The sequence below is a fragment of the Alloactinosynnema sp. L-07 genome, from assembly GCF_900070365.1.
Lineage (GTDB): Bacteria > Actinomycetota > Actinomycetes > Mycobacteriales > Pseudonocardiaceae > Actinokineospora.
Map to the genome: position 1 here is coordinate 6,391,178 of NZ_LN850107.1, position 21,255 is coordinate 6,412,432.

The following is a 21,255-nucleotide window of genomic DNA, read 5'->3' on the forward strand; positions in this document are numbered from 1 at the left end:
GTGCTGTCGCCCGGCGGCAACACCAGGAAGTTCAAGGTCGCGTTCGGCCTTGTCCTCCTCGTCGCCGTCGGGCTCAGCCTGTTCTACTCGATCAAGCGCAGCCCGGCCGCCGCCGACGCGGGCGACTGCGTGAGGTTCACCGTGGTCGAGCGCGGCACGGCGGTCAACGCCGCCGACTGCGCCGACCCGGACGCGGTGTTCAAGGTCGCCAAGCGGCTCGACTCGATCCAGGACGACTGCGGCTCGTCCAGCGACTACGCCGAGTACGAGTGGTCCGCGGGCGGCGACGGCTATTCGCTCTGCCTGATGCTCAACGGCCGCGTCGGCGACTGTTTCGCGGGCCTGGACCTGATCGACCTGGCCCGCCGGGTGCCGTGCGGGCAGGCCGACTTCGAGGTGCTCCAGGTCCTCGACGGCGCCACCGACATGTCCCTGTGCCCGCCCTTCGGCGGCGTGGTCGACGGCTATCTCTACACCGAGCCGCCCACCGTCATCTGTGGGAAGCGGAGCTAGGCGCGACGTGCAGCAGACCCGCGACTTTGGCCCGTAGTTCCACGAACTCGTCCGACGACCTGGTCGCGATCTGGTCGCGCTCGGTCCCCAGCGGGACGTCGAGTGCCGCCACGACCGTCGCGGGGGACTTGGACAGCACCAGCACCCGGTCGGCCAGGTAGACGCTCTCGTCGATGTCGTGGGTGACCAGCAGGACCGTGGTGTCCTGCTCGCGTCGGATCTTCAGCAGCAGGTCCTCCAGCTCGAACCGGGTCTGCGCGTCGACCGAGGCGAACGGCTCGTCCATCAGCAGCAGCGCGGGCCGGTAGGCCAGGGCGCGCGCGATGGCGACCCGCTGCTGCATGCCGCCGGAGAGCTGCCACGGATACTTGCGGCCCGCGTTCGCCAAGCCGACCGCCACCAGGGCCTCGGCCGCGCGGGAAACCCGCTCCGACTTCGACAGCGCGCGCAGCGGGAACTCGATGTTGCGCTGCACGGACAGCCACGGGAACAGCGAGCGGCTGTAGTCCTGGAAGACCACCGCGAGGTCGGCGGGCACCCCGTCGACCGGGGTGCCGTGCAGGCTGACCGCGCCCCTGGTGGGCCGGATGAGGCCCGCGATGGACCGCAGCAGGGTCGACTTGCCGCAGCCCGACGGCCCGACCACGCACACCAACTCGCCCGCGTCGACGGTGAACGACAGCGCGTCGATGGCGTCGTGCGCGCCGTCCTTCGCCTGATACGTGTGACCCAAATCACTGACTGACAGCATCGTTGTCACGGGACTCATCCTCCGGTCGCCAGCGACTTGGCCTGCGCCGAGTGCCGGGGCTGCCAGGCCAGGGCCCGGCGCTCGACCATCAGCAGCAGGGTGTTGAACAGGTAGCCGAGCACGCCGAGCAGCACGATCCACGACCACATCTGCGGCAGGTCGTAGTCGCGCTGGGCGCGGACGAGCTGGTTGCCGATGCCGTTGATCGACCCGACCAACTCGGAGATGACCATCAGGATCAGCGAGATCGACAGGCTCAGCCGCAGGCCAGCGAACACTTTCGGGGCGGCCGACGGCAGCACCACACCCAAGATCCATTGCGCCTTCGACAGCCGGAACGCGCGCGCGGTCTCGACCTTGGTCGCGTCCACGCTCCGGGCGCCGTCGACGGTGTTGAGCAGCACGGGCCAGATCGCGCCGAAGACGATCGTGGGCAGCTGCATGCTCATCACGCCGAAGGTGGCGATGAAGAACGGCACCAGCAGCGGCGGCGGGATCGAGCGTAGGAAGTTGAACAGCGGGCCGAGGTAGCCCATCGCGGTGCGTGAGCGGCCCAGCAGCAGGCCGAGCGCGACGCCGATCACCCCGGCGAGCGCCCAGCCCACCAGCATCCGGCCGACGCCGGGCACGATGTGGTCGCCGAAGGCCGGGGAGAACCAGACGTCCCAGGCTGTCTTCGTGATCACGGACGGCGGGGGGAAGAACGGGTCGGCCTTCGCGCGCGTCACCGCTTCCCAGATCCCGACGGCGATGACGAAGACGATCCAGCGCTGGAGGAACGTGCTCAGCGTCCTCATTCGGCCCCGCCCCGCGGCGCGGTCCAGGTGAACAGCCGCGCGTGCAGCCGCTCCAGCCCGGAGTTGGCCGCGTAGCCGACGATCCCGGCCATGATCGTGCCCGCGAGCACCTGGTCCATGTACGCCCCGCCGCTGGCCGCGTCCGAGATGAACTGCCCGAGGCCCTTGGTGGCGCCCGCGAACAGCTCGGTGCTGACCACCACGGCCAAGGCGATGGCGAACGAGAGCCGGATCCCGGTGAGCACGAACGGCGCCGCGCTGGGCAGCGCCACCCTGGTCAGCACGCCCACGCGGCCGACGCCGAAGGCGCGGGCGGTCTCCACGTGCAGCGGGTCCAGCTCGTCGAGCGCGTACATGGTGTTGAACAGGATCGGCCACAGCGCGCCGAACACGCCCAGCCAGATCTTGGTCTCCGGGCTGGTGCCGGTGATCAGCAGCGCCAGCGGGATCAGCGCCACCGCCGGGATCGGCCGCAGGAACTCGATCAAGGCCATGAAGGCCCGGCGGACCAGCGGGATGCTGCCCAGCAGCAGGCCGGCGGGTACGGCGACGGCGATGGCGATCACCAGCGCGATGACGGTGGTCAGCACGGTCGCGACGACCGCGCGGAGAAAGGTCTCATCGCCGAGGAGACCCACCAGGGTGGGCAGCACGACACTCGGCGGACGGAGATATATCCCCGGAACGACACCGGTCTGGCTGGCCACTTCCCAGACGGCGAAGAAGCCTGCCAGACCGATGAGGCCCGCGGGAACTCGTGGAGTTCCGCTCACTGCTTTCGGTGCCCGGCCCGTCGGAGCGGACCGGACACCCACCCCCTACCAGCTATTTGGCTGCCCCGTTGGGGATCATCGTCTTGACGTCCAGGTGTCCCTTGATGACCCCGAACTCCTCCATCAGGTTCGCCACCCGCTGGATGCGGTTGGGCTCCAGCGAGGTCGAGTACGTGGAGATGGTGACCAGCTGGGCGGTCTGCTGGTCGATCTTGGCGTACTTGACGAACATCGGCTCCATCTTGGAGCGGTCCGCGGCCTCGGAGTGCGCCTTGGCCAGCGCGCGCTGGAAGGCGGCGATGGTGTTCGGGCTGGTGGTGGCGAACTTGCCGTTGCCGCCGATGGCGACGTAGCCCGACATCGGGATCTCGGCGGTCGGGCCGGAGGCGCCGTCGAAGACCGGGACCGCGCCCAGCTTCTTCATCGAGTTGGTGACCCACGGCTCGACCATCACCGCGCCGTCGACGTCACCGCGCTCCAGGGCGCCCATCATGTCCGGGAAGGGCATCTCGACCCACTGGACCTGGGAGTAGTCGACGCCCTGGTTCTTCATCACCGACATCGGCGCGAGGTCGGTGAAGCTGTTGCGCGCGGTGATGGCGATCTTCTTGCCGGGCGCGTCAGAGGGCTTGGTGAACTTGGTGGAGCCCTTCGGCGCCACGACCACGAGGTGACCCGGCTTGGCCGACAGCGCGTCGGCGACGATCTTGAACTCGGCGACCTTCTTGCTCTGGGCCAGCAGCGGGGCCGGGTAGGAGGCGAAGGCGATGTCGACGTCGCCGTTGATGACGCCGTTGATGCTGGCCGGGCCGGAGGCCATGACGACCGCCTCGACGTCGAGGCCCTGCTCCTTGAAGTAGCCCTGCTCGATGGCGCGGTAGAACGGCGCGACGTCGACGACGGGGAGCACGCCGACCTTGATCTTGGCCTTCTCCACCCCGCCGGTGCCGGAACCGCCTGCGGAGTTGGATCCCTCGTCGCCACCCAGCAGGGAGCAAGAGCTGGCGAGCAGCGCCACCGCGATGGCGGCGGCGGCGGGCCGCAGGCGGGCGATCCGCCTGGTGGTCACGCTTCGGAGCATTGGAGCCTCTCCTCGTAGGAGGTCGGATTTGGTCGAGGTGTTGCCCCCCTCGGACACCAGGGCACTCTAGAGACCGATCGAGCGGGTCACAATGAGTGCGCGCCAGATGTCGCGGGGTGAACTCTCTCACTGAATGGCGTGAAGCTGTTGACCCAAGTGGACGAATTGCCCACACCCCCTGACCAGGGGTTAACGGTCTGTAGCCAGCGCCGCGTTGATTAGCCCCTATTTCCCCCACAAGGGTGAAGAGAGGGGTAGGAAAATGCACCACATCATCACGCTGACGGACTGTTGCGCTTGCTAAGTACCTGGTATGGCATGTGATGATGCCCTGGAAGGGTTACGTCGGGACTGAGAGTTCGCTACCTTCTGTGTCCAACAGTGAGGCGTACGCTCATCCGAGCGGCGACGAAGGCAGGCGTGATGTGTTCGTGAGTAACGCCGGACCCGGTGGGTCCGACATCTTGCGGCAAGCGCGGCTGCTTCCGGGACGTCCTTCACTGGGGTAGTTGTCCGTTCGAGCTAGCCGAGTAACGGGCTACTGGCTCAGATGCAAGGAGTGTGCAGGCAGTGCCCGATCACACCGCGGGGGTCGACCTCGATCCCGGGAAAGTCGGTGGCGCCGTGTCCGGGCGCGACTCGGCGCGGCCATTCGCCTCCCGTCAGACCAGCCGTAAGATCGTCGAGGGCGGATCCCGCTGGCGCCTGCGCAACTGGCGCCTGCGCACCAAGCTGATCGCCGTCCTCACCGTCCCCGTCATCACCGCCGTCGCCCTCGGCGCCCTGCGCGCGCAGAACGAACTCGACCGCGCCAACGGGTTCGACGAGGCCGCCAACGACGTCAGCGCCACCCTCGACGTGGTCGCGCTGGTCCACGAGCTGCAGAACGAGCGCAACCTGGTCGTGTCCTACGTCGCGAGCAAGCGCTCCGACTCGAACGCCGTGAGCGCCATCCAGGGCCAGTTCCAGAAGACCAACGCGGGCCTGACCCGGCTCTCCCAGGCGGTCAAGGCCGTCGAGGTCGGCGACCCCGACGCAGACCTGCTCGCCCCGCTGGCCAACCGCCTCGCCGCGGTGGAGGCGATCCGCACCGCGGCGATGAGCTCGGAGTACCCCGACGTCGGTGTCTACGGCGCCTACACCTCGCTGCTGGAGGCCGTGCTCGGCGCGGGCGCCGAGTTCACCGCCACCCTCGGCGACCCGGAGATCAACCGCCTGGCCAGCGCCACGCTCAGCGTCGTGGAGGGCAAGGAGTTCCTCGGCCGCCAGAACGCGATCCTGATGATCGCCGCGACCAGGGGCAACTTCCCGTCCGGGATGCTGGAGCAGGCGCGCGGTGCCGAGGCCGCCTACCTGTCGACCGTGGCGAACTTCCGCGCCAACGCCCAGCCCAGCGAGGCGCAGTTCTACTCCGACACCTTCTCCGGTGCCGAGGTCGACCACCGCGAGAGCATCAAGCAGCTCGCGTTCTTCCACGCCATGACCGGTGCCCCGCTTGGCATCTCGATCGACGCGCTGCGGGAGGACGCCCGAGCGACCTCCGAGGCGCTGCGCAAGGTCGAGACCTCGCTGCTGAACAAGCTGCGGTCCAAGGCACTCGCCGCGGCCGACGCGGCCAAGAAGGACGCCTGGCGCGACGCGGCGATCATCCTGGCCGCGGTCCTGCTGGCCCTGGTCATCACCCTGGTCGTGGCCCGGTCGCTGCTGGTCCCGCTGCGCGTGCTGCGCCGCGACGCTCTCGACGTGGCCAACCGGCGCCTGCCGGAGACCGTCCAGCGCATCCTCGCCGACCCGGACCCGGTCGAGGCGTCGAAGAACGCCGTGGAGCCGGTGCCCGTGTTCACCCGCGAGGAGACCGGCCAGCTGGCCCGCTCCTTCGACGCGGTGCACGACCAGGCGGTCCGGATGGCCACCGAGCAGGCGCTGCTGCGCGACAACATCAACTCGATCTTCGTCAACCTCTCCCGCCGGTCCCAGACCCTGGTCGAGCGCCAGCTGTCGCTGATCGACCGGCTGGAGCAGGACGAGCAGGACCCCGACCAGCTCGCCAGCCTCTTCGAGCTCGACCACCTCGCCACCCGGATGCGGCGCAACTCCGAGTCGCTGCTGGTGCTCTCCGGCTCCGGCCTGAGCCGCCAGCTCAGCCGCCCGGTGCCCGCCGCCGAGGTCGTCGGCGCCGCGGTGTCCGAGGTCGAGCAGTACGCGCGCATCGAGGTGCTCTCCGCGCCCGACATCGCCGTGCAGGGCCGGGCGGTCTCCGACCTGGTCCACCTGATCGCGGAACTGCTGGACAACGCGACCTCGTTCTCCGAGCCGGAGAAGAAGGTCTACGTCCGCATGGCCGTGACCAGGAAGAAGGAACTGGCGATCCAGATCACCGACGCCGGTGTCGGTATGAACGAGGACGAGATCGAGAGCGCCAACGCCCGCCTCGCCGACCCGCCGGACCTCGACGTCGCGGTGACCAGGCGAATGGGTCTGTACGTGGTCGCCCGGCTGGCCAAGCGGCACGACATCATCGTGCGGCTGCGCGACAACGAGGACATCGAGGGCGGCCTCATCGCCCGGATCACCGTCCCCGCCGGGCTGGTCCACGGCTCGGGAGCGCCCGCGCAGACCAACAACATCCTCACGCCGATCAACAGCACCCCGTCCCTAGGCCTCGGTCCCGCCGTCGGCGACACCGCGGCCAAGGCCAGCGGCATCGCGGGCGCCTTCACCGGCAGCATGCCGCGGCTGCGCACCGACGGCGGCGTGGTGTCGGAGTCGCCGGTGGAGCGCTCGGCCGAGCAGGTCAGCGGCTACCCGGCGTTCCAGGCCCACGCGGAGATCGACGACACCGGCGGCTGGGGTCCCCCCGCCTCCCGGGAGGAGATCGACTCCGCGCTCAACGGGCACCTCAGCGACGAGACCGTCGCGCTGTTCGGCGCCCCGCTGCCGGAGCGGTCGTACGAGGAATACACCCACGACTACAACAACGGCGCCAGCCAGGTCTCGCCGCCCACCGCGGCCGAGCGGACCTCCGGCGGCGACGCCCCCACCGAACGGCTGCCGATCTACGAGGCGGTGCTCTCCCAGTGGTTCGAGGCTGGCGACACCGGCTCCACACCGGCGGCTAACGGCACCGTCAACGGTGCCGAAGTGGACCTTCCTGAACCACAGGAGGTTCACGAGGAGTCAGCCGAGGCCGACGAGCCGCCAGCGGCCGTCGAGCCCGAGCCACAGCCCGTGGCCGACCCCTGGGTCTCCCCGGGTGACGACGGGTGGCAGCGGGCGCGTGCACTGCTTGATCACACGGCTGACACGATGACCACCGCCGGACTGCCCAAGCGGGTCCCCAAGGCCCACCTGGTCCCCGGTTCGGCGGCCCCCAGGGAGGAGACCACGGGCGAGCAGCCCGCGGTGCCTCCGCTGCCTCCCCGCACGGCGGACGCGATCCGCGGCCGCATGTCCAGCTTCCAGCAAGGGGTCCGCCGGGGCAGACATGCCTTGGTTGACGCCTACCCTGGTGACCAGACCGGTTCAGACCAGAGCCGCCAAGACGAGGAGCAGGAGTGACGACCGCGTCAGTACAGCAGCCCGGCAGCTTCGGGTGGCTCATCACCGATTTCGTCCGCCAGGTCCCCGGCGTCGCCCACGCCGTGGTGGTCTCCGCCGACGGGCTGCTGCTCGCCGGGTCGCAGGGGCTTCCCCGCGACCGCGCCGAGCAGCTCTCTGCCGTGGCCTCCGGCCTCGTCAGTCTCACCGCGGGTGCCGCCCGGTGCTTCGAGGCGGGCACGGTCAACCAGACCGTGGTCGAGATGGACCGGGGCTACCTGTTCCTGATGTCGATCTCGGACGGCTCGTGCCTGGCGGTCCTGGCCGCCCCGAACTGTGACATCGGTCTCGTCGCCTACGAGATGACCCTCCTGGTCGAGCGAGTCGGCCAGCAGATGACGCCCGAGCTGCGCGCGCAGCTTCAGGGCACTCAACGCAGGTAGTCGAGACGGCGGGGTGAGCGCGAGATGAGCACAGGTCGTCGAGCCACGGGCAGGCGAACCGAGGACGACTTCTCCTATCGGGATTTGTTCGACTCGGACGCCTCCTTCGGCGAGCCTGGTCTCGACGAGCCCCACGAACAATCAGTGGACAAGCCCGAGCGGAGGCGGACGGAGATGTCTGAGCGCGGTTGGGAGGATCTTCCCGAGCACGCCATCGGCGACGCGCCGAACCGGTTCGACATCGATGGGTTCCGGGCCCGGCTGTTCGGTGGGCCGAGCGCGACGCTCTACGGCGACTCGGGGATCCCGGCCCAGTCCGACTGGGACAGCAAGGAGATCCCCGCCGTCCCGGAATTCGACCCAGAGCCGGAGCCGGAACCGGTCCAGGAGACCGGGTCGCTGGTCCGCCCGTACACCAAGACAGGCGGCCGCACCCGCTCCGACTACGATCTAGCGATCGAGGCCCTGGTCTCGACCAGCGACCGCGGTCGGGTCCCCGACGCCGCTGTGCGGCCGGAGCACCGGTCCATCTGCGGCCTGTGCCTCGACACCCGCTCCGTGGCCGAGGTGGCCGCGCACTTGCGGCTGCCGCTGGGCGTCGCCAGGGTCCTGATCGGTGACATGGCAGGAATGGGCCTGGTCTCGATCCACCAGAGCGGCATGGTCGTGGGCGACCGGCCGTCGATCGAATTCATGGAAAGGGTGCTCAGTGGGCTCCGCAGGCTCTAGTCCTCTCAGCGCGCGTGGCGCGGCTCCGCAGCCGACCACCTCGGCCAAGATCGTGGTCGCGGGCGGCTTCGGGGTGGGTAAGACGACCCTGGTCGGCTCGGTCTCGGAGATCGTGCCGCTGACCACCGAGGCCGTCATGACCGAGGCCAGCGTCGACGTCGACGACGTCTCGGCGACCCCCAACAAGACCACCACGACCGTGGCCATGGACTTCGGCCGCGTGTCCCTGGACTCCGACCTGATCCTGTACCTGTTCGGCACGCCGGGTCAGCACCGTTTCTGGTTCATGTGGGACGACCTGGTCCGCGGCGCCATCGGCGCGATCGTGCTGGTCGACACCCGCAGGCTGGCCGACGCGTTCGCCTCGATCGACTTCTTCGAGGACCGCGGCCTGCCGTATGTCATCGCGCTGAACTGCTTCGACCGGGTGCTCCACCACCGCATCGACGACGTTCGCGACGCGCTGACGGTCGAGCCGTCGGTGCCGATCGTGACCACCGACGCGCGCGATCGCGACTCCACCAAGGAGACGCTGATCACACTGGTGCAGCACGCCATGCAGCAGCGGATGTCCCGGGCCGTCTGACGCTTGGCGGCGTTAGTTCTGTTGTCACCCCTTTGGGGGTCAGCACACAGCGCGACTACCTGCCAACATTGAGTGCTCAGCACACGAAATGGAGGCGGAACCATGTTGAGGGTGCTGCGGAAGTTGCGCGCGATGGCTTGCGGGTGCTGCTCGAAGTGCACCGGAAGCGGCTGCGGCTGTTGTTCTGGCTGCTCCTGAGCGAACACGGTGGAGCACACCGAGTGGGTCAGCGCCGCTGTGCGCGACGCACTCGGTGTCACCGACCTTGGGCCTGTTTCAGGCCCTAATCCTCGACCAATGCCGCGGTGTTGATGCGGTGGATCGGGAGGCGGTGCAGGTCGGTGCCCGTCGGGTCGTGGCCCTCCACGACGCCGCCGCCCATCCGCAGCGGCTTGAGCACTCGCTGAGTGGCGACGCCGTGCGCGTCCACCAGGCCCACCCACACCGACCGGCCCGTCTCGATGGCCTCCTTGAGCAGGTCCATCACCTCGGCCAGGTTCGCCCCGGTCGGTGAGACCGGTCGGGACCGGCGCGACTCGGCGGCGCGGTCGCCCGCGCGCATGGTGTGGACGATGTCGGCGAGTTGATCCGGATCGGCGGCCCGCACGCCGATCGGCCTGCGAGCGGCCCGCGTCGGGGTCTCGACGCGACGGCCGGACGGGCGCAGGTCGACCACCTGGCCGTCGGTTCCCTCCGCCGCCGGGGCGAAGCCCGCCGCGCGGAGTTCGTCCAGCACTTCCAGCAGCGGCAGCGGGCTGATCAGCACCGTCGGGGCGATCTTGCGCAGGCGCAGTGACGCGGCGGCCGGGTGCGCGGCCACCTCGGCGATCAGCGCGGGATCGTCGCAGCGCAGGAACGAGGTGGTCGACCCGCCGCGGAGCCTGCCGTGGCGGCGGGCGACGTCGTCGATCAGGTACGTGAGGGACTGGGGGATCGGCGTGCGGGACCGCACGCGGAACAGTTCGTGCAGGTCACCGGCGGTGCGTCCGACGTCGAGGGCGCGGCGGATCGAGGTCTCCGACACCCGGTAGACCGTCGCGCTGCCCGCGGACTCCACGTCGGCGACCTCGGCGATCTGACCGGCAAGGTGCGGCTCCAGCGGGCCCGGCGCGACCACCGTCAGGTCGGCCTGGACCAGCACGTGGTCGACCGGGTCGGGCATCGCCTCGGCCATCCGCTTGGCGGCCGCGGCGGCCCCCTCGTCCAGCAGGGCCCGGCCCGGTCCGCTGAGCGCGCCGAGGGCGAGGATGCCCAGCGACGTCGCCTCCGCCATGGCCCAGCGGACGATCTCGTCGCGCAGCCGCCCGCCGCGGCGGGGCGCCCGCCAGGCCAGCAGGGCGGCCAGTTCGTCGGCCGAGGCGACCGCGGTCCCTGGCTTGAGGTCGGCAGGCACCGCGAGGACCCTGGCCCGCTCCAGCGGCGCGACCGGGCGGCGCAGGTCGTCCGACAGCGGGGCGAGCAGCTTGTCCTTGGCGTCGCGCAGGCCCGCGAGACCGGGCAGCCGGGGCAGGTCGAGCCAGGCCGCGGCCAGGGTGGCCCAGCGGTTGGCCGGGGACGCCGACAACCAGACGTCGGCGTGGTTGGTCGGCACCCACTCGCCCGCGTCGCTCTCGGCGACCAGACTCGCGCCGAAAGCCAGTTCGACGAGCACGGTGGCCTGGCGGTCGGTGATGTCGGCGGCCTTGGCGATCTTGCGCAGGTCACGCACGCCCAAGCCGCCGGACTTCAGCGTCGGCGGCGGGTCGTCGGACCACAGGCGCAGCAGGGTCTCCATGTGCCGCAGCACTTCCAGCGTCTCGCCCGCCGCCGTCGCGTCCACAGTAGACACTTTGTGGACGGTCGTGCGCATGGACGGCTCGACCAGGCCGGGCCGCAGGGCCAGGCCGATCTCGCGCGGCAACTCGACGGTGTCCGCGTCGACCCGCAGCAGCAGGCCGCGCGCGAGCAGGCGCTGGACCGGGGTGCGGGCCTGCTCCAGCGGCAGCACCTGCGCGGCGTCCTTGGTCCGGCCGACCGGCTGGCCGTGGGCCAGGGTGGTCAGCACCTTGCGCTCGTCGTCGCCGATCTCGGCGAGCAGGGCGGGCACGTCGGCGTCGACCAGGCCGGGCGCGGACCGGCCCAGCCCCGCCGGGAACAGCCCGCCTGCCTCCCGGGCGGCGGGCACCAGGCTGATCGCGTCGTCGTCGCCCCAGGCCAGCAGCAGCCCGCGCAGCGTGTCGACGGCCTGGTCCACGCGCCCGTCGAGATCCACCACGCCCAGCGGCACGGGGGCGCGGTCGGCCCCGGCGGTCAGCAGCGCGTCGAGGACGGCCAGGGTGAAGGTGTCGAGCCCCTCGGCCGCCCGCGCGACCGACGCCCTGGTCGCGGCCCTGGTGGCGAGCACGGCGGTGTCCGATGGCCGGGGCGTGGCCAGGTCCGGCCGGGCCCGCAGCATCGCGACCAGCGCCTCGTCGTCCCGGGCGCGCAGCCAATCGGTGAGCGTGGTGCTGGACACCCTGACCACGGTATACGGCCACCTGTTCCGGTAATCTCCGTACTCGCGAAAGCCGTTCGCGCCTGACCCGAGGAGGACCCGTGGCGAAGGCCGCCAAGAGCCACCGTGTCGACCCCACCTGGGCGGGTGACGACGACCATGGTTCGCACCCGGTCTCCGAGCTGACCTCGGACCGCCAGGGCGCGCTCTCGCCGTACGGCGACGTCACCTTCCCGCTGGAGGGCGTGCCGTACATCCACCCGGTCACGGAGATCAACAAAACCCGATAGCCCGGACTTGGCGTGTGTTGAGCGCCTCATGGGACGCCGATTGCTACCGATCGGTATACGCGCTGTGATCGTTTGATTCCAGCTAGGCTCGGCGTATTCCAGAGTAGACAGCGCTGTCCCAGGAGCCCCGCATGCCAGTTCCCGGTCCCGGTTACTCGATCACCATCCGCGTCGAGGCGCCGCCGTCGGCGAGCGCGGCGGGGGATCTCGCCGGGGCGATCGGGCGGGTCGGCGGGGTCATCACCGCCTTCGACGTGGTCGAGTCGCACACCGACCGGGTCGTCGTCGACATCACCTGCAACGCGGTGTCGGTCAACCACGCCCGCGACATCACCGACGTGCTCGACCTGCTGCCCGGGGTCGTGGTGCGCAAGGTGTCCGACCGGACGTTCCTCATGCACCTCGGCGGCAAGATCGAGGTCAACGCCAAGGTCGCGCTGCGCAACCGCGACGACCTCTCCCGCGCCTACACCCCTGGTGTGGCCCGGATCTGCCAGGCGATCGCGGAGAACCCCGACGACGCGCGCCGCCTGACGATCAAGCGCAACACCGTGGCCGTGGTGACCGACGGCTCGGCCGTGCTCGGCCTTGGCAACCTCGGCCCGGCCGCGGCGCTGCCGGTGATGGAGGGCAAGGCCGCGCTGTTCAAGAAGTTCGCGGGCGTCGACGCGTGGCCGGTGTGTTTGGACACTCAGGACACCGAGGAGATCATCCGTACTGTCCAGCTGATCGCGCCGGTCTACGGCGGCATCAACCTGGAGGACATCGCCGCGCCCCGCTGCTTCGAGATCGAGGCCCGGCTGCGTGACCTGCTCGACATCCCGGTGTTCCACGACGACCAGCACGGCACCGCCATCTGCGTGGTCGCCGCGCTGCGCAACGCGCTTCGGGTGGTCGGCAAAGACATCGCCGACTGCAAGATCGTGGTCTGCGGCGTCGGCGCGGCCGGGTCGGCGATCATCCGCCTGCTGCTGCACCGCGGCCCCGGCGACATCATCGCCGTGGATGTCGACGGCATCGTCCACGAGGGCCGCGGCGACGGCGACGCGAACCTGCGCTGGGTCGCGGAGAACACCAACCGCCACGGGGTGAGCGGCAGGCTGCACGACGCGCTGGTCGACGCCGACGTGTTCATCGGAGTCTCGGCGCCCAACCTGTTCGGCGCCGACCAGGTCGCCACCATGGCCAAGGACGCGGTGGTGTTCGCGCTGGCCAACCCTGATCCGGAGATCGACCCGCTGGAGGCGCAGAAGCACGCCGCGGTCGTCGCGACCGGCCGGTCGGACTATCCGAACCAGATCAACAACGTGCTGGCCTTCCCCGGCGTCTTCCGTGGCCTGCTCGACGCCCAGGCTCGCGGCATCACCGACAAGATGCTGCTGGCCGCCGCCGACGCCATCGCCGACGTGGTCGACGGCGACAAGCTCAACGCCTCCTTCATCGTCCCGAGCGTGTTCGACCCGGCCGTGTCGCACGCGGTCGCGGACGCCGTGCGCAAGGCGGCGGGGACCTCGCACTCCGGGTAGCGGCCGACTGGCGCGATAGGAATAGCATCGGTGGCGTGGACGGCGAACTGAGTCATGTGGACGCCAATGGCGCGGCCAGGATGGTCGATGTCTCCGAGAAGGAGGTCACGGCCAGAACGGCTGTGGCGACTGGGATCGTCCGCACGACCAGAGAGGTCATCGGCTTACTGAGCCGCGACGGCCTGCCCAAAGGTGACGCGCTCGCCACCGCCCGCATCGCCGGGATCATGGCCGCCAAGAAGACCCCCGAGTTGGTCCCGCTGTGCCACCCGATCTCGATCTCGGGCGTGCGGCTCGACCTTGATCTCGACGGCTCCGAGGTGCGGATCACCGCGACCGTGCGCACCAACGACCGCACGGGCGTGGAGATGGAGGCGCTCACCGCGGTGGCGGTCTGCGGCCTGACCCTGCACGACATGATCAAGGCCGTCGACCCGGCCGCCGTGCTCGACGCCGTCCAGGTGGAACGCAAGGACGGCGGCAAGAGCGGCACGTGGACCCGGAAGGACCACCTGTGACGACTGAATCGGGTGCGGTATCACGGCGTTTGTCCGGGTCGAGTGGCGGGCAGGCCGAGGGGAGGCACCTGTGACCACCGAATCGGGCGCAGTATCACGGCGTTTGTCCGGGTCGAGTGGCGGGCAGGCCGAGGGGAGCCACCTGTGACCACCGAATCGGGCGCAGTATCACGGCGTTTGTCCGGGTCGAGTGGCGGGCAGGCCGAGGGGAGCCACCTGTGACCACCGAATCGGGCGCAGTATCACGGCGTTTGTCCGGGTCGAGTGGCGGGCAGGCCGAGGGGAGCCACCTGTGACCACCGAATCGGGCGCAGTATCACGGCGTTTGTCCGGGTCGAGTGCCGGCCAGGCCGAGGGGAGCCACCTGTGACCACCGCGCGAGTCATCACGGCGTCGAACCGCGCCGCGGACGGCGTCTACGAGGACAAGACCGGCCCGGTCGTCGTGGCCTGGCTGCGGGCCCAGGGCTGCGCCACGCCCGACCCGGTGGTCGTGCGCGACGGCGCCCCGGTCGAGGCGGCGTTGCGGGCCGCGGTGGCCGACAAGGTCGACGTCGTGGTCACCACGGGCGGCACCGGCATCACCCCGACCGACGGCACCCCCGAGGCGACGCGGGCCGTGCTGGATTACGAAATCCCCGGCCTGGCCGACGCTATCCGCGCCGCGGGCCTGCCCAAGGTCCCCACCGCCGTGCTGTCGCGCGGCCTGGCGGGCGTGGCGGGCCGGACCCTGGTGGTGAACCTGCCGGGGTCCTCCGGCGGCGTCCGCGACGGACTCGCGGTGCTGGAGCCAGTGCTCGCCCACGCCGTCGACCAGCTCAAAGGCGGCGACCACCCCGCCGCCAAGCCCACCCGGGCCCGGGTCCTGCGCGCCGACGTCAGCGAGTCCCCGATCACCGTCGAGGAGCACGCCGCCCTGGTCGAGGACGACGCGGCGGGCGCGGTGGTCACCTTCGCGGGTGTCGTCCGCGACCACGACCACGGGCGCGGCGTCACGGCGCTGACCTACGAGGGCCACCCGACCGCCAAGGACATCGTCGCCGAGGTCGCCACCGAGGTCGCCGCCCGCCACCGGGGCGTGCGTGCCCTGGCGGTGACCCACCGGATCGGCGATCTGGCCGTCGGGGACGTCGCCCTGGCCTGCGCGGTGGCCGCCGAGCACCGCAGGGAAGCCTTCACGGCATGTGCGGACTTGGTGGACGAGGTGAAGGCGCGGCTGCCGATCTGGAAGCACCAGAAGTTCACCGACGGCACCGACGAGTGGGTCAACTGCCCTTAGTAGCGCGGACGATCCAGCACGCACCGTTGAATCGGACTTCCGCGCCGTGCACGTAAGGGTCGAACGCGGGCCGGACAGTCTCCACGACTCGCTCGCGGGTCGTCTCGTCCACCTCGGGCAGGGCCAGGCCGAGCGGGCCGAGCCGGGTGAAGTAGCCGACCAGCTCCGACTCCGGTAGGGCGAAGTCCACGTCGAGCGGCTCTAGGTCGACGTCGGCCCAGCCGCTTTCGGTCAGGATCCCGCGGACCAGGTCCGGGCTCGCCATGCCGAACTGACCTGGGGTGTCCGGTAGGCGGACGGGGAGGGTCAGCAGCGGGGCCGCGGCGCGTTCGGCGGTCGTCATGAATGGGTTCTCGTCCATCCCTCGCCACACGACCACGCAAAGCCCGCCCCGCGTGGCGCGGCGCAGGTTGGTGAAGGCCCGGACGGGGTCCGCGAAGAACATGACCCCGAAGCGGGAGATCACCGTGTCGAACGTGCCCGGCTCGAAGTCGTGATCTTGCGCGTCGGCGCGGATGAAGGTGGCCCGCACACCCGCCAGTTCGGCGCGCTTCTCGGCGGCGGCGATCATCGAGCCGGAGATGTCGACGCCGACGCACGTACCGACCTTGCGCGCCACGGCCACCGTCGTGCCGCCCGTGCCGCAGCCGACGTCGAGCACGGCGGGTCCGGCGACGGCGTCGACAAGGACGTCTTCCACGGGCTTCAACAGCTTGTCGAGCAGCTCTTGCGAATCGACCCAGGCGTTGCCCGCGCGGCCGTTCCAGCGCGCCGTCTGGTCTTCGTCGGTCACGATCGTCTCCTTGCCTCCACGAACCGGAGCTGCCACTGTCCTACTTCAAGTCGACTTGAAGTCAAGTGGGTGAGGCAGTGGACATCGCCGAGGTGGCGCGGGCTGCGGGTCTGACCGCGTCGACGCTGCGGTTCTATGAGGAGAAGGGCCTGATCGCCTCGACCGGCCGCAGGGGCCTGCGGCGCCAGTTCGACCCCGGTGTGCTGGAGCGGCTCGCCCTGATCGCGCTGGGCCGCTCGGCGGGCTTCGCGCTCGATGAGATCGCGCTCATGTTCGCGCCCGACGGGCGGCCGCGCATCGACCGCGACCTGCTCACCGCCAAGGCTGACGAGTTGGACCGGAGGATCCGCGAGCTGGAGGTCATGCGCGAGGGCCTGCGGCACGCCGCGGCCTGCCCGGCGCCCAGTCATCTGGAGTGTCCGACGTTCCGCCGCATCCTCGGCGACGCCCTGGCCGGAAATGGGGCCGATCCCCTCACCGCCGGGGGTACGCGGTGAGGGGATCGGAGTTGGGATCCCGGTAACGGGACGTCGAACTACTTGGTCGCGATCTTCTGGCCCACGAGGATCAGGTCAGCGTTCGAGATGTAGTCCTTGTTCAGCGCGTGCAGGGCCTTCCAGCCGCCCTCGACGTTGAGCTGCTGGGCGATGCCAGACAGCGTGTCACCCGCGACAACGGTGTAGTTGCCCGCCGGGTTCGACTTGGTCACGCCGGTGGGCGCGGCCGGAGCGGCCGGGGCGGCCTTCTTCACGACCGGGCTCACGACCGGCTTGGGCGCGGCGGCCTTGGGCGCGGTGGCCTTCTTGGTGGTCGCCTTGGGGGCGGCGGCCTTCGCCTTGGCGGGCGTGGCCGAACCGGCGCGCTTGCCACAGACCGGCCAGGCGCCGATGCCCTGGCCGCGCAGGGTGTTCTCCGCGACGCGGATCTGCTCGGCCTTGGAGGCGGTGTGGGCGCTGCCCGTGCCGCCGTACGCACGCCAGGTGCTCGGGCTGAACTGCAGACCGCCGTAGTAGCCGTTTCCGGTGTTGATGCTCCAGTTGCCACCACTCTCGCACTGGGCGATGGCGTCCCAGTTGACGGTGTCCGCCGACGCGGGGGCGGCGGCGAACGCCATCGGGGCTCCGACCGCGACACCCGCGACGACGACGCGGGCGATGGTGCGCTTGGCGGCGGACGGCTTGCGGTGCTTGCCTCGGTACGACATTGGGGTCTCTCCTCCCGTGCCTGCGAGCTCGTCGCTGCGGGCGGACCGAACGGCCCGGCCGGGGCTCTCACCCGGCTGCCACGCCTGACGCGTCGCTGCGCGCTCGTCGTGGTCCCTCGTCCCTGCCCGGAAGTTCGCTTTCGCTCGGGGTTGGTTCCCGGAGGCCCGCCGGACAGGGTTCGGCACTACGGACTCCCGGGTCGTGCGCGGCTGGTCGGGGCCAGCCGAATAGCGACGGTACGTAACCGGGAGGGGAATCGGAAATCTATCCGATAGTGACCGTCGTCACAGTAACGGTGAGCGAACGGCTCGCGATCACCGTATTTCCGCAGGTCAGCGAGTTGTGTTTCGCTGTTATGATTCCGTGTCCGTGTCGAGATAATTAACGCTCGGTGAGGCATGACTCACGTCCACTGGGCCGCCTGAGAGTTGGCGGAAGGCTCAGCCGCCCGCGAACGGCGGCAGCACGTCCAGCCCGGCGCGGTCGCCCAGCGGCAGCGACCGATCGCGCACCGCGACGCCGTCGAGCAGGAAGCTCGACGCCCGCAGCACCCGCGACAGCGCGTCGCCGTGGCGGTCCACGAGCGCCGTGAGCGCGTCGGCCACCGTCGCGTCCGCGGGCAGGGAGATGCTCTCCTCCTGGACGCCCGCGGCGACGCGTGCTCCGGCGAAATACCGCACTGTGACGGCGAGTGCCATGCTCAGCCCCCGATCGCGCTCATCGGCCGCAGCGGCTGGGCGAACCCGGCCTCGTTGATCTGGTGTCCGGCCAGTTTGGCCCACATGGTGGCCCGCCACAGCTCGGCGATCTCGTCGTCGCCCGCGCCCGCGCGCAGGGGGGCGCGCAGGTCGGTCTCGGTCTGGCTGAACAGGCATGAGCGCAGCGCGCCGTCGGCGGTGAGCCGGGTGCGGTCGCAGTCGCCGCAGAAGGGCCTGGTGACCGAGGCGATCACGCCGACGTCGGCGGGTCCGCCGTCGACCAGCCACCGCTCCGCGGGCGCCGCGCCGCGCGGGCTCGCGCTGGGGGTCAGCTCGAACTCGGCGCCCAGCAGTTCCAGGATCCGTTCCGCGGTAAGCATTTCCGCGCGGTTCCAGCCGTGCTGGGGGTCCAGCGGCATCTGCTCGATGAACCGGAGGTGGTAGCCGTTGTCGACGCAGTAGCGCAGCAGGTCGGGCGCTTCGTCGTCGTTGACCCCGGGCAGCAGCACCGCGTTGACCTTCACCGGACTGAGCCCGGCGGCGCGGGCCGCGGCCAAGCCGTCGAGCACGTCGCCGAGCCGGTCGCGCCGGGTGATCTCGGCGAACCGCTCCGGCCGCAGCGTGTCGAGGGAGACGTTGATCCGGTCGAGCCCGGCCTCCACAAGCGCGCGGGCGCGGCGCACCAGGCCGATGCCGTTGGTGGTCATCGAGATCCGCGGCCGCGGGTCGAGGGCGGCGGTCGCGGCGATGATGCCTTCGAGTTCGCGTCGCAGCGTGGGCTCACCGCCAGTGAAGCGGACGTTGGTCACGCCCAGCGACTCGACCGCGATCCGGATCAGCCGGACGAGTTCGTCCGCGCTGAGCATCTGGCCGCCGGGCATCCAGTCCAGGCCCTCGGCGGGCATGCAGTAGGTGCAGCGCAGGTTGCAGCGGTCGGTGAGGGAAACCCGCAGGTCGGCGGCCACCCGGCCGAAGGTGTCGATGAGCGCGGGCGTGTCCGGCCGAGTGCCCGAGGAGGCCCTGGGCACCGCGGGGAGTCCGAGATCAACCGCTGTCACCCGATCAAGCGTAGTCGTGTTTTCTTCGATTGGGCTTACGCGCGGCGCACGTCAGCACATCAGCGGAGTCGACGGATCTCCGTGGCTGCGTCCGTTTCAGGATGACAGGAACGTGGATGCGGCGAGAGCGGCCACCGTGCGCCGTACTTCCGGATGGGCGAAAGAGGCTTGCTCCGTGGCGGCTCCGCCGAGGTCACTGGGTAGCCTCCGGGCCATGCGGTGGACGTACCTGATGGACATGGACGGGGTGCTGGTGCATGAGGAGCACCTGATCCCGGGCGCGGACGCGGTGATCGCCGAACTAACGTCGGCGGACACACCTTTCCTGGTGCTGACCAACAACTCGATCTACACCCCGCGCGACCTGCGGGCCCGCCTGCTGCGCACCGGCCTCGACGTGCCGGAGAAAGCCATCTGGACCTCCGCGCTGGCCACCGCCCGGTTCCTCGACACCCAGCGCCCCGGCGGCTCGGCCTACGTCATCGGCGAGGCCGGGCTGACCACCGCGCTGCACGAGATCGGCTACGTGCTGACCGACCGCGACCCGGACTACGTCGTCCTCGGCGAGACCCGCACCTACAGCTTCACCGCGATCACCCGCGCGATCCGCCTGGTCGAGCAGGGCGCGCGGTTCATCGCCACCAACCCCGACGCCACCGGCCCCAGCCGCGAGGGCTCGCTACCCGCGACCGGCTCGGTGGCCGCCCTGATCGAGCGCGCGACCGGCCGCGCGCCGTACTACGTGGGCAAGCCGAACCCGCTGATGATGCGCTCGGGTCTGCGCTCGCTCGGCGCGCACTCGGAGAACACCCTGATGATCGGCGACCGGATGGACACCGACGTCCGCAGCGGCCTGGAGGCCGGGCTGCGCACGATCCTGGTGCTCACCGGGATCTCCGGCCGCGACACCGCCGAGCTGTTCCCCTACCGCCCGACCCGCGTGATCGACTCCATCGCCGACCTCGTGGGACACACTGGGAATCCGTTTCCGGAATGATCGCCCCGATCACTGCGCGACTGGGGGTGCGCTCGCCTATCGTCGGATCCGTGGAGGAAGACAGAGCCGTGACGCGCACCTTCGTGGTCGGCGACGTCCACGGCCACCGCGACGAACTCGTCGACGCCCTGCACCGCGCGGGCCTCGTCGACCCGGACGGAACCTGGTCCGGCGACGACGCCCACGTGTGGTTCCTCGGCGACTTCGTCGACCGCGGCCCCGACGGCATCGGCGTGATCGACCTGGTGCGTGCCCTGGCCGACTCCGCCGCCGACGCGGGTGGGCACGTGGAGACGCTGCTGGGCAACCATGAGGTGCTTCTGCTGGGTATGCACAAGTTCGGGGACACGGAGGTCCCGTCGGACTTCGGCCCCCGCAGCTTCGCCCGCAGCTGGGAGATGAACGGCGGCATGGTCAGCGACCAGGAGGCGCTGACCGAGGACCACCTGGACTGGCTGATCGAGCGCCCCGTCCTCGCGTTGGTCGGCGACCACCTGCTGATGCACTCCGACACCTTGGAATACCTGCACTGGGGCGCCGACATCGCCACGATCAACGAGTCGGTCAGCAAGATCCTGCGCTCCGACGACATCGTCGAATGGTGGGAAGTCTGGCGGCGGATGACGACGCGGTACGCGTTTCGGGGGCCACAGGGGGAAGAGGTCGCCGACGATGTTCTGTCCGCTTTGGGCGGTTCTCAGGTCGTCCATGGCCACTCGGTGATCGCGGACCAGGTCGGGCGGCTGCCGGTGGAGATCGACGGGCCTCATCTGTATGCGGGCGGGAAGGCGTTGGGGGTGGACGCTGGGGTGTTCGTCGGCGGGCCGTGCCTGGTGGTCGAACTGCCCTGGTCGGCGGACTAGACCCCGGATGTCAGCGGGCGCGGTTCGGGCGTTGGTCGGCTCGATCGCAGACTCGGCGCCGATCGCTCGTGCGGCGACGGTGGCCGACGAGATTCGAGCGAATGTCTCGTCGCTCGACAACCTCTTGCAGACTTCGACCAGCCAGGATGCGCGGACCGCGGTCGCGGAACTCGCGTTGGCCGCGGATCTGGTTCGTGAGGCGGGGGTCGCACTCGACACCGCGGCGCAGTTGTGTCGAGCCTGGGCGACGGGAAGTTAGCGAGGTGTCGGTCGAACGCCTTGTCGTCGCCATCAGCAGATGTGCCTTGTTACCGGTGGAGGAACTTCGACACCTGGGTACCTGGAT

At 70.3% G+C, this 21,255-nt stretch carries 21 protein-coding genes; 12 read left to right on the forward strand and 9 right to left on the reverse strand.

The genetic code is table 11. The features are described 5' to 3' along the window. Positions 1-513, forward strand: coding sequence for a hypothetical protein (locus BN1701_RS29190; protein WP_054054128.1), 513 nt, complete (start codon positions 1-3; stop codon positions 511-513). On the opposite strand, the gene BN1701_RS29195 is transcribed toward BN1701_RS29190, so the two are convergent. From BN1701_RS29195 to BN1701_RS29210, 4 genes are read right to left on the reverse strand one after another with little or no spacing between them, the layout of a single operon-like run. Continuing rightward, entirely contained in the window at positions 491-1,273 is a 783-nt protein-coding gene (locus BN1701_RS29195) for an ABC transporter ATP-binding protein (RefSeq protein WP_082860130.1), read from the reverse strand. The two genes, BN1701_RS29190 and BN1701_RS29195, sit on opposite strands and share 23 nt — an antisense overlap. Positions 1,274-1,278: 5 nt before the next feature. Then, the gene (locus BN1701_RS29200; RefSeq protein ID WP_054054131.1) at positions 1,279-2,061 is read right to left on the reverse strand and encodes an ABC transporter permease; all 783 of its coding nucleotides are present in this window, start codon (positions 2,059-2,061) and stop codon (positions 1,279-1,281) included. After that, positions 2,058-2,834: an ABC transporter permease gene (locus BN1701_RS29205; protein ID WP_231949747.1), complete on the reverse strand. Its 777-nt coding sequence runs from the start codon at positions 2,832-2,834 to the stop codon at positions 2,058-2,060. Before BN1701_RS29205 ends, BN1701_RS29200 begins: the two co-directional genes overlap by 4 nt. A gap of 52 nt (positions 2,835-2,886) precedes the next feature. Continuing rightward, positions 2,887-3,903, reverse strand: a complete 1,017-nt coding sequence (locus tag BN1701_RS29210; RefSeq protein WP_231949748.1) for an ABC transporter substrate-binding protein — start codon at positions 3,901-3,903, stop codon at positions 2,887-2,889. A 582-nt stretch (positions 3,904-4,485) separates the two neighbouring features. On the opposite strand from BN1701_RS29210, the gene BN1701_RS29215 reads away from it, so the two are divergent. The 4 genes from BN1701_RS29215 to BN1701_RS29230 are packed head-to-tail and all read left to right on the forward strand — an operon-like array spanning position 4,486 to position 9,210. Beyond that, positions 4,486-7,473 carry a nitrate- and nitrite sensing domain-containing protein gene (locus tag BN1701_RS29215; protein ID WP_054054135.1) on the forward strand — a complete coding sequence of 996 codons (2,988 nt, stop codon included), beginning with the start codon at positions 4,486-4,488 and terminating at the stop codon, positions 7,471-7,473. Further along, the gene (locus BN1701_RS29220) at positions 7,470-7,895 is read left to right on the forward strand and encodes a roadblock/LC7 domain-containing protein (protein WP_054054137.1); all 426 of its coding nucleotides are present in this window, start codon (positions 7,470-7,472) and stop codon (positions 7,893-7,895) included. The genes BN1701_RS29215 and BN1701_RS29220 overlap by 4 nt, the downstream gene beginning before the upstream one ends. 24 nt (positions 7,896-7,919) lie before the next feature. After that, a complete protein-coding gene (locus BN1701_RS29225; protein WP_054054138.1) occupies positions 7,920-8,624 on the forward strand; it encodes a DUF742 domain-containing protein in 705 nt (234 codons plus the stop codon). Next, positions 8,605-9,210, forward strand: coding sequence for an ATP/GTP-binding protein (locus BN1701_RS29230; protein WP_054054141.1), 606 nt, complete (start codon positions 8,605-8,607; stop codon positions 9,208-9,210). Before BN1701_RS29225 ends, BN1701_RS29230 begins: the two co-directional genes overlap by 20 nt. A gap of 283 nt (positions 9,211-9,493) precedes the next feature. Here BN1701_RS29230 and BN1701_RS29235 read toward each other — a convergent pair whose 3' ends face one another. Next, entirely contained in the window at positions 9,494-11,704 is a 2,211-nt protein-coding gene (locus tag BN1701_RS29235; RefSeq protein WP_054056221.1) for a helicase-associated domain-containing protein, read from the reverse strand. Positions 11,705-11,784: 80 nt separating this feature from the next. Between BN1701_RS29235 and BN1701_RS29240 the strand changes: the two genes are divergently transcribed. The 4 genes from BN1701_RS29240 (at position 11,785) to BN1701_RS29255 (ending at position 15,295) form a co-directional block, all read left to right on the forward strand. After that, positions 11,785-11,973 (forward strand): hypothetical protein, encoded by a 189-nt coding sequence (locus tag BN1701_RS29240; RefSeq protein ID WP_054054143.1) that lies wholly within the window; start codon positions 11,785-11,787, stop codon positions 11,971-11,973. Between the two features lie 131 nt (positions 11,974-12,104). Then, the gene (locus BN1701_RS29245; protein WP_054054145.1) at positions 12,105-13,499 is read left to right on the forward strand and encodes an NAD-dependent malic enzyme; all 1,395 of its coding nucleotides are present in this window, start codon (positions 12,105-12,107) and stop codon (positions 13,497-13,499) included. Between the two features lie 35 nt (positions 13,500-13,534). Further along, positions 13,535-14,017 (forward strand): cyclic pyranopterin monophosphate synthase MoaC, encoded by a 483-nt coding sequence (gene moaC / locus BN1701_RS29250; RefSeq protein ID WP_197672149.1) that lies wholly within the window; start codon positions 13,535-13,537, stop codon positions 14,015-14,017. A 366-nt stretch (positions 14,018-14,383) separates the two neighbouring features. Continuing rightward, positions 14,384-15,295, forward strand: coding sequence for a molybdenum cofactor biosynthesis protein MoaE (locus tag BN1701_RS29255; RefSeq protein ID WP_054054147.1), 912 nt, complete (start codon positions 14,384-14,386; stop codon positions 15,293-15,295). Here BN1701_RS29255 and BN1701_RS29260 read toward each other — a convergent pair. After that, positions 15,282-16,088: a class I SAM-dependent methyltransferase gene (locus BN1701_RS29260; protein WP_197672150.1), complete on the reverse strand. Its 807-nt coding sequence runs from the start codon at positions 16,086-16,088 to the stop codon at positions 15,282-15,284. The genes BN1701_RS29255 and BN1701_RS29260 overlap by 14 nt on opposite strands. A 65-nt stretch (positions 16,089-16,153) precedes the next feature. Between BN1701_RS29260 and BN1701_RS29265 the strand changes: the two genes are divergently transcribed. Then, positions 16,154-16,585: a helix-turn-helix domain-containing protein gene (locus BN1701_RS29265; RefSeq protein WP_054054149.1), complete on the forward strand. Its 432-nt coding sequence runs from the start codon at positions 16,154-16,156 to the stop codon at positions 16,583-16,585. Between the two features lie 38 nt (positions 16,586-16,623). Here the strand turns inward: BN1701_RS29265 and BN1701_RS29270 are convergent, their stop codons facing one another. From BN1701_RS29270 to moaA, 3 genes are all read right to left on the reverse strand, one after another. Further along, positions 16,624-17,292 carry a transglycosylase family protein gene (locus BN1701_RS29270; protein ID WP_054054151.1) on the reverse strand — a complete coding sequence of 223 codons (669 nt, stop codon included), beginning with the start codon at positions 17,290-17,292 and terminating at the stop codon, positions 16,624-16,626. 441 nt (positions 17,293-17,733) lie between these two features. Then, positions 17,734-17,991, reverse strand: coding sequence for a MoaD/ThiS family protein (locus tag BN1701_RS29275; protein WP_054054153.1), 258 nt, complete (start codon positions 17,989-17,991; stop codon positions 17,734-17,736). Positions 17,992-17,993: 2 nt separating this feature from the next. Further along, positions 17,994-19,049, reverse strand: a complete 1,056-nt coding sequence (gene moaA, locus BN1701_RS29280; RefSeq protein ID WP_054054155.1) for a GTP 3',8-cyclase MoaA — start codon at positions 19,047-19,049, stop codon at positions 17,994-17,996. A gap of 214 nt (positions 19,050-19,263) precedes the next feature. On the opposite strand from moaA, the gene BN1701_RS29285 reads away from it, so the two are divergent. Both BN1701_RS29285 and BN1701_RS29290 read left to right on the forward strand, forming a co-directional pair. Continuing rightward, positions 19,264-20,046 (forward strand): HAD-IIA family hydrolase, encoded by a 783-nt coding sequence (locus BN1701_RS29285; RefSeq protein ID WP_054054157.1) that lies wholly within the window; start codon positions 19,264-19,266, stop codon positions 20,044-20,046. A gap of 50 nt (positions 20,047-20,096) precedes the next feature. Beyond that, complete coding sequence (locus tag BN1701_RS29290; protein ID WP_054056224.1) at positions 20,097-20,909, forward strand: metallophosphoesterase family protein; 813 nt, start codon at positions 20,097-20,099, stop codon at positions 20,907-20,909. Positions 20,910-21,255 lie beyond the last annotated feature (346 nt).